Raw genomic sequence first — 12,073 nt, 5'->3', positions numbered from 1 at the left:
CATCAATCGCTAACCGGTGTGCATCGCAGTATAATGCGCTAAGTTTTCTTGATCCATTCCCAAGAGTGGCGGTTTCATCAAAGCAGTCTGCAGACTGATTCCGGACAGCCATTTTTCTGATTTTATGCTTGATATCGATGCCATTTTCGCGCCCGGCGGCGTGCTCTCCCAACATATTGCAGGTTTCCGCACGCGCGCGCAGCAAGTGAAAATGGCCCAGGCGATTGCGGATACGATCGCCAAGCATCAAATTCTGGTGGCCGAAGCAGGAACCGGTACGGGCAAGACCTTCGCTTATCTGGCGCCGGCGTTGCTGGCGGGTGGCAAGGTGATTATCTCGACCGGCACAAAAACATTGCAGGATCAGTTATTCAATCGCGATATTCCGACCGTGCGCGCGGCGCTGGGAATCCCGGTCACGGTGGCTTTGCTGAAAGGGCGGGCGAATTATGTGTGTCATTATTATCTGGAAAGAAGCCTGCAGGACACCCACCTCAGCTTTATCAACCGCGATGAAATTCACTATCTGCAACTGATCGAGCGTTATACCAGCCGCAGTCAGAGCGGCGACAAAAGCGGTCTGAGCGAGGTGCCGGAAAATGCCGCGATCTGGCAAAACGTCACGTCCACGCGCGACAGTTGCCTGGGTTCCGAGTGTTCCAGTTACAAAAAATGTTTCGTCATGGAAGCGCGCAAGCAAGCACTGATGGCGGATATCGTGGTGGTCAATCATCATCTGTTTTTCGCCGATGTGATGCTGCGCGATGAAGGATTATCCGAGTTACTGCCGGCGTGTAATACGGTTATTTTTGACGAAGCGCATCAATTGCCGGAAACCGCCAGTTTGTTTTTTGGCGAATCGATCAGTACCGGCCAATTGCTCGATTTGGCGCGCGATGCCAAAGTGGAAGCGATTCAAGCCGCCGGGGATTTTACCGGACTACCCGAGGCGATTGCAGCAATGGAAAAAGCCGTGCGCGATTTGCGCTTGACGATTGTGGAAGAGAATACGCGCCTGTCGCTGGCAGCCGCCAAGCAAAATAGCGGCTTCAGTCAAGCACTGGGCGATGTACTGGAAAAACTGACCACGCTGGTGAAGTTACTGGAAAGTCAGGCAGAGCGATCCGAAGGACTGGAGAATTGCCGCCAGCGCGCGGCGGCGCATTTGTATCTGTTGCAGCGCTGGCGCGATGAAACGGAAATGCAGGAGCATGTGCGCTGGGTCGAAGTCTATCACCACGCTTTGCAACTGAACGCAACGCCGTTGTCGATTGCGGAAATTTTCCAAAGACAAATGGTTTCATTGCCGCGCGCCTGGATTTTCACTTCCGCGACCTTGTCGGTGAAAAAGGATTTCAGTCATTACAATAACGAAATGGGATTGACCGCAGCGCAAACGGCGTGCTGGGAAAGTCCGTTCGATTTCGCGCAACAAGCGCTATTGTACGTGCCGTCCGGTTTGCCGGAACCGCAGCAGAGGAACTACACCGATCAGGTGGTTCAAGCGGCGCTGCCGGTATTGCGCGCGAGCCGCGGGCGGGCCTTTTTTCTCTGCACCAGTTTACGTGCGATGCAGCGTGTGTACGAGTTGTTGCAATCCGCCGAGGATTTCGATTTTCCGTTACTGCTGCAAGGGCAAGGTTCTCGCTCCAATATGCTGGAACGTTTCCGCGCATTGAACAATGCCGTGCTGATTGGCAGCCAATCATTCTGGGAAGGTGTCGATGTACGCGGCGACGCGTTGTCTCTGGTCATCATCGATAAACTGCCGTTTGCGCCGCCGGATGATCCGGTGCTGGCTGCGCGGATTGATAAAATGAACAACGAAGGACGCAATGCGTTTATGGAATATCAATTGCCGCGCGCGGTCATTAATCTGAAACAAGGGGCCGGCCGGTTGATCCGCGATGAAGCGGACCGCGGCGTGTTGATGATTTGCGATCCACGCTTGACTACAAAAGCCTATGGCAAACAGATATGGCAAAGCCTGCCGCCGATGAAACGCACACGCGATCTGGCGGAAGTCGAGCGTTTCTTTGCTGTCTGAGATGGTTTTCCAAGACGGCCGTGCTGATAATCAAAACCCAATTATTGATTCGATAAAACATGAAAATTGATTTTGCTTTACGTTGGTTTGTGTTCTTTTTACTGGCATTGGTGTTCTCCGGCGCCAGCGCGAGCACATTGGAAATTCCTTTGATTGCTACCGAAAGGGAGCTGCAAAAAGAACTGGCTGTTGAAAAACTCAATGACATTATCAACAGCATCAAACTGCAACAAGATCAAGCGGAAGCGATGTCAAAGTCGTTGGCAAAAGCCAAGACGGAGCAGGAGAAAAACAAAATCCAGGCGGAATTGACCGAATTGAGCAATGCCATCGCGGAACAGAAATCGTCATTTGAAATGATTCTGACGGCGGGCTTGGAGCTGAGCAAAGAGGAAACAACAGAAAAGAAGGAATTCGATTGGCAGAAAGATTTGCTGGAAATCGTGCAGCCGATCATGAGCGAACTGCGCCAATTGACGGAAAATAAGCGTAAAACCGATAGCTTGCAAAAGAAAATCGATTTTTATAAATCGCAAATCCGTGTCATCAATGAAGTGCTTAAACATATCGGGGAAATCAATACAGCCGGTTTTGAAAAAGAGGCTTATGCCGAGTTTGAGCGCATCAGCAAAAAATGGAACGTTCAATTGCTGGATAACCAGCATCTTCTGGAGGTCGCGCAATTACAACTCGAGGAAATGATTAAATCGCAATCCGCCAAGGAAATATCCTTGGGTGAACATGTACAACAATTTGCTGCGGGACGCGGCGCCACATTGTTGATGGCGCTGACTGCTTTTATTTCCGTGTATTTCTCGATGCTATCGTTGCAGAAACTGCTGCACTGGCTGAATCATCGCAAGAAAGAGGAAAGAAGAACCTATTATCAGCGCATCAGTACATTGTTTTATCATTTTCTGATGGCGGCGTTGTCGATCACAGCGGTGTTTTATGTGCTGAGTGTGCGTAACGACCAGGTATTAATCGGTATTACCGTGTTACTGCTGCTGAGCATCATCCTGCTGCTGAAAAACTCTATTCCCAGTTATATCAATGAGCTGCGGATATTATTGAATACCGGATCGGTCAGGGAAGGCGAATGCATCAACTATAACGGTATCCCGCTGCTGGTGGAAAGTTTGAATTATTACAGTAAGTTGACCAATCCTATGCTGCCCGGATTGGAGTTGCGGCTCACTTTGGCGGAACTGGCCAATTACGTTTCCCGTCCGTACTCCGCGGACGAGCCCTGGTTTCCGTGCCAAAGGGGTGACTTCGTGATGCTGACCGATAATACCTATGCCATGGTGAAATGCATTACCCTGGAATGCATCGTGTTATCGCAGCCCAACGGGGTGATGCCGATCACGTATAGCATTGCCGATTTCCTGGCTGCCCAGCCGAAGAATTATTCCTTGGGGTTTACTGTGAGCAGCGATTTCGGTATCGATTATCAGCATCAAGCGCAATGCACCACCGTGATTCCGGAAATCTTATGTGAGGGTATCCGGCGCGGTTTACAGCTGGAATCCTTCGGTAACTCACTGAATGATTTGGTGGTGCACTTCGCTCACGCCAACACCTCATCGCTGGATTACAAGATTGCCGCTACCTTCGATGGCACGGCTGCGGGAGATCTGTTCGCCATTAAACGGGCGCTACAACGTTACGCGGTTGAGGTTTGCAATCAACAGCAGTGGGTCATACCGTTTAACCAGCTGGTTATTCATAACGCCAAGGATTGATCATGAAATTAGCAACCTGGAATGTAAATTCGCTCAAAGTAAGGCTGCCGCAGGTAATCGATTGGCTGCAAACAAACCAGCCGGATATGCTGTGTTTGCAGGAAACCAAGTTAACCGATGAAAATTTTCCTGCCGCTGAAATTGCCGCGGTTGGCTATGAATCTGTTTTTATCGGGCAGAAGACCTATAACGGTGTCGCGATTCTCAGCAAGCAAAAAGGAAGCGACATTATTACCGCGATACCGGGGTTTGAAGACGAGCAAAAACGCGTGGTGGCGGCTACCTATGGCGATGTGCGCGTCATTTCCGTGTATGTGCCGAACGGCGATACGGTCGAATCGGAAAAATATCAATACAAATTACGCTGGCTGCCCGCCTTGACCGGATGGTTGCAGCAGGAACTGAAGGATTATAAGAAGCTGGCCATCCTGGGCGATTTTAATATCGCGCCGGAAGATCGCGATGTGTACGATCCGCTATTGTGGCAAGGTAAAGTCTTGTGCAGTCAACCCGAACGCGCGGCTTTCGGCGATCTGTTGCAGTTGGGATTGGCGGATAGCTTCCGCCTGTTCGAGCAAGCGGAGAAATCGTATACCTGGTGGGACTACCGCATGATGGCTTTCCGCCTGAACCGGGGACTGCGCATCGACCACATTTTACTGAGCGATGCACTCGCAAGTGTCTGTACAAGCTGCGCGGTTGATAAAGCGATACGGAAGCTGGAACGTCCTTCGGATCACGCGCCCGTTGTGGCCGAATTAACAGCCTGATTGAGATTACGGATTGTTGCGGGATACTTCCTGGAGTCCTTTTTTTAATGCCTCCAGATTCTTTTCCCGGGCGTCGATTTCTTCACGCATCCGTTCGACCCTGTTGATATAGCGCTGGTAATTACGCTCGCTGCCCAAGCGATCCGGCGCGCCTTCTTTGTATTCGCTTTTTAATTCGCCAAGGCGTTTCTCTTCTTCCGTTATTTTGCTTTGTATTTTCTCGCGCTGCTCCTCGAGTTTCATCGCTTCGCGGCGTTTCGCGATTCTTTCTTCCACATCGCCAGAATCGACCGAAGGCACGACCACTATCGGAGGTAAATCAATTTTCTTGGCGTTGCTCGACGGTACGTTGGAATAAGTCACGTTGCCACGCTCGTCGACATGTTTATATACACCGGCTTGTATCGAGCAGGAAAAAAAAGCCAGAACAATTAACAAGGAGTTATTTCTTTTCATGCATCACCCTATCGACCGGTTGTGATTTTTAGAGCAGCTACAGTCTGGCGAGTTCTTTCTTCAAGGCAGTGATATTTCTTTGATGCTGAAATAACTTATTTCTAAGCTGTACCACTTTTTCATGCGGATTGCTTGCTTCGGAGGTATCGCCGAATTGATCGAGATGCGTTTGGGTATCGGTAAAGTGCTTTTCTTCGGCCGACAATTCCTTTTGCAGAATCTGGCGGCGTACCGTATCGCGTTCCTTTTGCGTCGTATCTTTTACACGCGGCGCATTTCCATTGGATGGTGATTTAGCCGGAGCGGATTCGGAATTTCTGGAATACGACGCAATGGATATTTTTTCCGAGTTAGGGATGCGGCGGTTGGTAAAGGTGATATTGCCATCTTTATCAACATGCTTGTAGATGTTTGTTTCAGCAATTGCCTGCGATAAAGAACTCAACAAAATAAAGGCGAATAGGATTAGTAATGTTCCGGTTTTCATATTTTGCTAGAAGAATGTTGATCACAATTACCGCTACCCGATCAGTCTACCAATGATTTCTCTAACGAAAAGCAAAAAAAGAGCGAATAAATCCTGCTTATTGCGCTTTACGGATCTATTTTTTCATGCCTCTCGATTTTGTCACGATGGTTAAAATCAATTTGAATTTCCCACATTATTAAATTTATAAGCTGTAATACATATCAAATTCAACAGGATGCGTCGTAGTGCGCAGTAAAATCACTTCATCCATTTTCAGTTGGATATACGCATCGATGATGTCATTGGAAAAAACACCGCCGCGAATCAGAAAATCGCGATCTTTATCCAGACAATCCAGAGCTTCGTCCAATGATGCGCACACATTCGGCACTTTGGCCGCTTCTTCCGGCGGCAGATCGTACAGATTCTTGTCCATCGGATCGCCTGGATGGATTTTGTTCTGAATGCCATCGAGTCCGGCCATCATCAGCGCGGTAAAGGCCAGATACGGATTGGCGGTCGGATCGGGGAAGCGGACTTCGATACGCCGTCCCTTGGGGCTGCTGGTGTGTGGAATGCGAATAGAAGCGGAACGGTTGCTGGCGGAATAAGCCAGGTTGACCGGTGCTTCATATCCCGCGACCAGACGCTTGTACGAATTGGTGCTGGGGTTGCAGATGGCATTCAACGCTTTGGCGTGTTTCAGGATACCGCCGATGTAATACAGCGCGATCTCGGACAAACCGGCATAACCGTTGCCGGAGAACAAGTTCTTACCGTCTTTCCAGATGGATTGGTGCACATGCATGCCGGAACCGGCATCGCCGACGATCGGCTTGGGCATGAAAGTGGCTGTTTTACCGTATGAATGCGCCACATTGTGGATGACGTATTTGAGCACTTGATTCCAGTCCGCGCGTTTGACCAGACTATTGAAACGGGTGCCGATTTCACATTGACCCGCCGTGGCGACTTCATGATGATGCACTTCGACGCCGATACCCATGTCTTCCAATGTCAGGCACATCGCGGAACGGATATCTTGCAGCGAATCGACCGGCGGTACGGGAAAGTAACCGCCTTTGATGGATGGGCGGTGACCGATATTACCGCTCTCGTACTTGATCGCGGAACTCCAAGCGGCCTCCTCGGATTCGATTTTGACCGAGCATCCAGACATGCCGGTATGCCAGCGCACCGAATCGAAAATAAAAAATTCCGGTTCCGGACCAAAATAAGCAACATCGCCGATACCGGTCGATTTTAAGTAAATTTCACCCCGCTTGGCCAACGAACGCGGATCGCGGCTATAGCCCTTGCCGTCCGCCGGCTCGACCACATCGCACGTCATCAGCAATGTCGGTTCATCCATGAAGGGATCCATGTTGGCGGTATCCGGATCCGGGATCAACAACATATCGGATGCTTGGATGCCTTTCCAGCCGCCTATCGATGAGCCGTCAAAGGGATGACCGTCTTCAAATTTATCCGCATCGAAGGTATGTGCAGGTACGGTAACATGATGTTCTTTACCATTGGTATCGGTAAAGCGTAAATCAACAAATTTAACTTCATTGTCTTGAATCAATTTCAAAACATCATTTACCACCATTTTTTCTCTCCAGACTAGCGTGACAAATTGTATAAATAAAGCTGCAATTAGATAGAATTATACCAGCACAATAACGCGAATGATTTGAAACGATGCAAACGATTGCGGACTGACCCAGCAGAAACTTCCAAGTGTCAGGGTGTGCATTCTACTGTACTATCGCCGGTCAAGTCTTTACGATTCGCACAACAGTAAGACGGAGCGATCGCTTGAATGTGCTGTTTATTCCCGTGAAATCAGAAAAATAGCGTTTCTTATCGAAGAAAATCAAGACCATGCAGTAGTCACACCCGGAATGTCCAACGCACTCACTATACTCAAGGAAGTTTTTGGTTATCCCGCCTTTCGCGGGCAACAAGCGGAAGTTATCGAACACCTGGCCAACGGTGGCGATTGCTTGGTTTTGATACCGACCGGCGGCGGTAAATCGCTGTGTTATCAAATTCCGGCTTTGTTGCGCGACGGCGTTGCCATCGTCGTGTCCCCGTTGATCGCTCTGATGCAGAATCAAGTCGCGGCGCTGCATGAATTAGGGGTGCGCGCGGCGGTGCTGAATTCCTCGTTATCGCAGCAAGCCGCAGCGGAAGTTGAACAGAAGCTTCTGGCGGGTGACTATGATTTGCTGTATGTCGCGCCGGAGCGATTGTTAACAGCGCGGTTCCTCAATCTGATCGCACGCACTCCTGTTGCGCTGTTCGCCATTGACGAAGCGCATTGCGTGTCGCAGTGGGGACATGATTTCCGTCCGGAATACATACAGTTATCAGTACTGCATGAACGTTTTCCGGATGTGCCGCGTATCGCGCTGACGGCAACGGCCGATATGGATACCCGCAAGGAGATCATTGAGCGGCTCGGATTGGACGAAGCCAGGATTTTTGTGTCCAGTTTCGATCGCCCGAATATCCGCTATCAAATTATCGATAAAACCAACAGCCGGTCGCAATTGCTGGCTTTCCTGCGCACGGAACACCCCGGCGACGCCGGTATCGTGTATTGCCTGTCGCGCAAAAAAGTCGAGGAAACCGCGGCGTGGTTGGCCGCCCAAGGCTTGCGCGCGGTGGCCTACCACGCCGGCATGAGCATGCAGGAACGCAGCCTGAATCAGGAAAGATTTCTGCGCGAGGAAGGTATTGTCATGGTTGCCACCATCGCTTTTGGCATGGGAATCGATAAACCCGACGTGCGTTTTGTCGCGCATTTGGATTTGCCCAAGAGCATTGAAGGTTACTACCAGGAAACCGGCCGTGCCGGGCGCGACGGACAAGCGGCCAATGCTTGGATGGTGTACGGTCTTGGCGATGTCATTCAGCAGCGGCGCATGATCGAAGAATCGGAAGCACAGCTCAAATTTAAACAAGTTGCCGCCCGCAAACTGGAAGCCATGCTATCGCTGTGCGAAACAACCACTTGCCGGCGTTTCCGCATCCTGCGTTATTTTGGTGAAGCTACGGATGACGCTGCGGCCTGCGGCAATTGCGATGTTTGTTTGAATCCGCCGCAAGTTTGGGATGCGACGGTGGAGGTGCAAAAGGCGCTATCCTGCGTTTACCGCGCCGGGCAAAACTTCGGCACGGGTCATTTGATCGATATTTTGCGCGGCAATCTAACCGAACGGGTCAAAGAATGGCATCACGACCGCTTGACTACGTTCGGCATCGGTAAAGACTTACCGGAAAAAACCTGGCGCGCGGTATTCCGTCAGATCATCGCACTGGGCCTGCTATCGGCCGACAGTGAAAGTCATGGCGCATTGCACCTTACCGAAGCAAGCCGCGCTGTGTTGAAGGGACAGCAAACCGTGCAGTTGCGATTGCAAACCCAGGCGGGACAAACAGTTGAAAAACGGCCAAGCAGCGATTTGATGTTGCTGGATGCAACCGAGCGGTATCTTTGGGAGCGGTTACGCGCATGGCGCGCGAAAATGGCTAAAGAGCATGGCGTACCGGCGTATGTCATTTTTCACGATGCGACCTTGCGCGAACTGGCGCGGCAGTGTCCGAAAACGCAAGATGAATTACGCCAGGTCAGCGGTATCGGCACGCGCAAGCTCGACAAATATGGCTACTATCTGATTGAAATCCTTCGTAGTTGTGAATCAGGAGCAGGACAGTAAACTTACCTGTTTGAATATTTGGAGTTCTGTTATATACTCGAATCCCTGATTAAATTTGGGTATTTTAAAGAGAAAGGAACGATTAGAATGATGAAAAAATCAATTTTTGCTGCAACTTTATTAGTTTTCTTAGCCGCTTGTTCAAACGCCAACATGGGCGATCCCAATGCGAGCGCGGATGATTGTAAGTTTGGCGTAGGTGGTAATGGTGAGTGCCTCAAAGAAGGACAAGATCCACGGCCTTTTGGTGGTAACAGCAAACCTGGACACTAATCCTCAGGTATCAAAGCATCAAATAAAAAAACCGCCCGAAGTGGCGGTTTTTTTATGACTCGGAAATCAATGCATGGCGTGCGCTTGGCGTAGATCAAATTTGCTTGCGGCGCGCGCTATAGCCTACCAGTCCTAACCCAACCAGTAATATCGCATAAGTATCGGGTTCCGGAACTGGGCTGATGGTGCGGGAAAAAGAAGTGCCCGGATGCGAGTGTGGATATGAATGTGGCGTTAGCGAACTCACCGAAAAAACCAATTCACCCCGGTTGAAATTAAGTCCCGCCCAATTCACATACAAATGGTTTGAATCAAAACTCAAGGTGGGTGCGCCGCTCACTGCGGTATTCGAAACCAGGTTGAATGATGCAAATGGGTTGATGCTCGCAGTTACATCGCTAATCGCAAAACCGTTAAATGCAGTAGGCGAAAAATTGCCGCCATGCGCGAAGGAAATCACGAACTCATCGCCGCTGAAGTCTATGGTACCGAAACCATCGACCACATTCGATATTTCCACACTGGAGTTCACCAGGTAATCACCATTACCCGCCGAAGCATACGGCATACTCAAATTCGGGAAATAGTACTGATAATTGATCGTGTGTCCGTCAAAAACACCGGCATTAGCGATACTGGTGACTGAGCCCAAGCAGAGCGCAACCGAAACCGCTACCAATCGTAAATAACTTTGCATCATTTCACTCCTTTAATATTTAACCTGCGCGTCAAACAATTCACTGCTAAATCATGCTGCGTATGATGCAGTAAGCACTCTGAATTAAATAGGGAAAAGTGTCATGAAATTAATAAGATGAATGCACCGAATGTGCCCTAGTCGGTTTGTAGTCGGGATTAACCGGGAGATGAAAGGCTGATGTCCCGGTCGGCGCAGGGTACAGCTGAGATGAGTTTGATAAGTGACTTATTTATTACTGAAATCGGAATTGCTGCGAGTAGGCGATGTACCGGTATACAAGCTGCGCAATGACGGTTTATTCATCCTGGATGACACAGCAATCATGAGTAGAAATGACAGTTAATCCGCAAGCAGCCAAAGAAAAATCATACTTTCTGTAAAACAGTGCATAAAATCACTCTCACAGATCACGGGCAAGTTTCAATGAAACAATCTCACGGTTATAAAACCACTCATCTCATGCACCCGGGTAGCGCATGAGCAAATTATTGCTATTCGGCTATGGAAATCCCGGACGCGGAGACGACGCATTAGGCCCCCTGCTAGTAGAGCATATCGCTCAGTTACAATTGGCGGATATCGCTTGCCTCGTTGACATGCAATTGCTGATTGAGCATGCTGCCGATTTAACGGGCTTTGACTGGATTATATTTGTGGATGCGGATATGTCGTGCCAGGAACCTTTTGAATTTTCAGCCGTGACGGCGGAAAAAGACGCCAGTTATACCAGCCATGCCTTGACACCGGCGGCGTTGCTGTATGTTTACCAGCAAATCCATTCGCACACCGCGCCACCTGCTTTTCTGCTGCGCATCCGCGGTTATCGTTTTGAATTGGGCGATTATTTAAGCATGCAAGCCAATGAAAATCTGGCCGCCGCCATTTTAAAAATTCAGCAATGGCATTCGCAGCAATGATAAAAAAACCGGTTCCACCACTGAAATTCTTCTCGCTTTTATTGTTGATCGCGCCATTGCTGATCGCATCACCACTGGTGTTTGCACATACCGGCGACGGGCCGCATAACGGCTGGTTGCACGGCTTCGCGCACCCCTTGAGCGGATTGGATCATATTCTGGCAATGGTTGCCGTCGGCTTATGGGCCGCGCAAGCACATGGCCGTATTGTTTGGCTTTTTCCGCTGATTTTTGTCGCGGTGATGGGCTTGGGCGGTTTATTCGGCGCGATCGCCCTGCCGCTCGCTTTCGCGGAGCACGGCATCATGCTGTCGCTGGTGATTCTGGGCGCACTACTTGCTTGGCGCAAACATTTACCGCTCAGCGCCAGCGTGCTGTTGATCGGATTATTTGCGCTCAGCCATGGCTTTGCGCATGGCAGCGAAATGCCCTCCAGTGCAGCGCTGCCCTCCTATGCTGCGGGTTTTATGCTGGCGACGATGCTGTTGCATTTGTGCGGCATCGGGTTAGCTCAGTTGTGCAAAAAATTTGCCGGTACCCGGTGGATCCGTTTTAGCGGTATCATCATTGCCGGTTATGGCGGTTATTTATTGATCCAGTAAGCCGCCGGATGATGAGGTAATACATGCATGAGCTATCGCTTGCCGAAAGTATCTTACAACTCATCGAAGAAGCCGCGGTTGAACAGCAATTCACACAAGTCAAAACGGTATGGCTGGAAGTCGGTCAACTGGCGTGCGTCGAACAGGAATCGCTGCGCTTCTTTTTTGCTGTGGTAACGGAAGACAGTATTGCCCGGCAAGCCAAGCTGGAAATTATCGACATTGCCGGACAGGCTAAGTGCGGTCAATGCCATCGGGTTATGATGATCGCCACCTACCATCAGGCATGTCCGCAGTGCGGCAGCTACGCGCTGCATGTCACGCAGGGCGATGGCATGCGCATCAAGGAACTGGAAGTGGAATAAA

Annotated in this window: 13 protein-coding genes; 9 read left to right on the top strand and 4 right to left on the bottom strand. The window is 50.0% G+C overall.

Going from position 1 to position 12,073, the window contains the following annotated elements:
* Positions 1-124: 124 nt before the first annotated feature.
* The 3 genes from ABD07_RS04480 to xth are packed head-to-tail and all read left to right on the top strand — an operon-like array spanning position 125 to position 4,562.
* Positions 125-2,047, top strand: coding sequence for a DNA repair helicase YoaA (locus ABD07_RS04480; protein ID WP_160817295.1), 1,923 nt, complete (start codon positions 125-127; stop codon positions 2,045-2,047).
* Between the two features lie 59 nt (positions 2,048-2,106).
* Entirely contained in the window at positions 2,107-3,792 is a 1,686-nt protein-coding gene (locus ABD07_RS04475; RefSeq protein ID WP_160817294.1) for a coiled-coil domain-containing protein, read from the top strand.
* A gap of 2 nt (positions 3,793-3,794) precedes the next feature.
* Positions 3,795-4,562 (top strand): exodeoxyribonuclease III, encoded by a 768-nt coding sequence (gene xth / locus ABD07_RS04470; protein WP_160817293.1) that lies wholly within the window; start codon positions 3,795-3,797, stop codon positions 4,560-4,562.
* 6 nt (positions 4,563-4,568) lie between these two features.
* Here xth and ABD07_RS04465 read toward each other — a convergent pair whose 3' ends face one another.
* From ABD07_RS04465 to glnA, 3 genes are all read right to left on the bottom strand, one after another.
* A complete protein-coding gene (locus ABD07_RS04465) occupies positions 4,569-5,018 on the bottom strand; it encodes a DUF4124 domain-containing protein (RefSeq protein ID WP_160817292.1) in 450 nt (149 codons plus the stop codon).
* A 37-nt stretch (positions 5,019-5,055) separates the two neighbouring features.
* Positions 5,056-5,505, bottom strand: coding sequence for a DUF4124 domain-containing protein (locus ABD07_RS04460; RefSeq protein WP_160817291.1), 450 nt, complete (start codon positions 5,503-5,505; stop codon positions 5,056-5,058).
* Between the two features lie 184 nt (positions 5,506-5,689).
* Positions 5,690-7,099, bottom strand: a complete 1,410-nt coding sequence (gene glnA / locus ABD07_RS04455) for a type I glutamate--ammonia ligase (RefSeq protein WP_090316785.1) — start codon at positions 7,097-7,099, stop codon at positions 5,690-5,692.
* Positions 7,100-7,394: 295 nt separating this feature from the next.
* Here glnA and recQ point away from each other — a divergent pair, with 295 nt between their 5' ends.
* Both recQ and ABD07_RS04445 read left to right on the top strand, forming a co-directional pair.
* Positions 7,395-9,215, top strand: coding sequence for a DNA helicase RecQ (gene recQ / locus ABD07_RS04450; RefSeq protein WP_160817290.1), 1,821 nt, complete (start codon positions 7,395-7,397; stop codon positions 9,213-9,215).
* An 87-nt stretch (positions 9,216-9,302) separates the two neighbouring features.
* Complete coding sequence (locus ABD07_RS04445; RefSeq protein WP_240142406.1) at positions 9,303-9,488, top strand: membrane lipoprotein lipid attachment site-containing protein; 186 nt, start codon at positions 9,303-9,305, stop codon at positions 9,486-9,488.
* Positions 9,489-9,582: 94 nt separating this feature from the next.
* Here ABD07_RS04445 and ABD07_RS04440 read toward each other — a convergent pair whose 3' ends face one another.
* Entirely contained in the window at positions 9,583-10,188 is a 606-nt protein-coding gene (locus tag ABD07_RS04440; protein ID WP_205010658.1) for an FxDxF family PEP-CTERM protein, read from the bottom strand.
* Positions 10,189-10,408: 220 nt separating this feature from the next.
* Between ABD07_RS04440 and ABD07_RS15165 the strand changes: the two genes are divergently transcribed.
* From ABD07_RS15165 to hypA, 4 genes are all read left to right on the top strand, one after another.
* Complete coding sequence (locus ABD07_RS15165; RefSeq protein WP_275689485.1) at positions 10,409-10,531, top strand: hypothetical protein; 123 nt, start codon at positions 10,409-10,411, stop codon at positions 10,529-10,531.
* Positions 10,532-10,664: 133 nt separating this feature from the next.
* Positions 10,665-11,105: a hydrogenase maturation protease gene (locus ABD07_RS04435; RefSeq protein WP_160817289.1), complete on the top strand. Its 441-nt coding sequence runs from the start codon at positions 10,665-10,667 to the stop codon at positions 11,103-11,105.
* Entirely contained in the window at positions 11,102-11,707 is a 606-nt protein-coding gene (locus ABD07_RS04430; protein ID WP_164502753.1) for a HupE/UreJ family protein, read from the top strand. Before ABD07_RS04435 ends, ABD07_RS04430 begins: the two co-directional genes overlap by 4 nt.
* Before the next feature lie 23 nt (positions 11,708-11,730).
* Complete coding sequence (hypA, locus tag ABD07_RS04425; RefSeq protein WP_160817288.1) at positions 11,731-12,072, top strand: hydrogenase maturation nickel metallochaperone HypA; 342 nt, start codon at positions 11,731-11,733, stop codon at positions 12,070-12,072.
* Position 12,073: the final 1 nt, after the last annotated feature.

The organism is Nitrosomonas oligotropha (assembly GCF_009833085.1).
GTDB classification, from domain to species: domain Bacteria; phylum Pseudomonadota; class Gammaproteobacteria; order Burkholderiales; family Nitrosomonadaceae; genus Nitrosomonas; species Nitrosomonas oligotropha.
The sequence above is the reverse complement of the archived record's forward strand: the minus strand, read 5'-3'. Positions and strand labels throughout refer to the sequence as shown.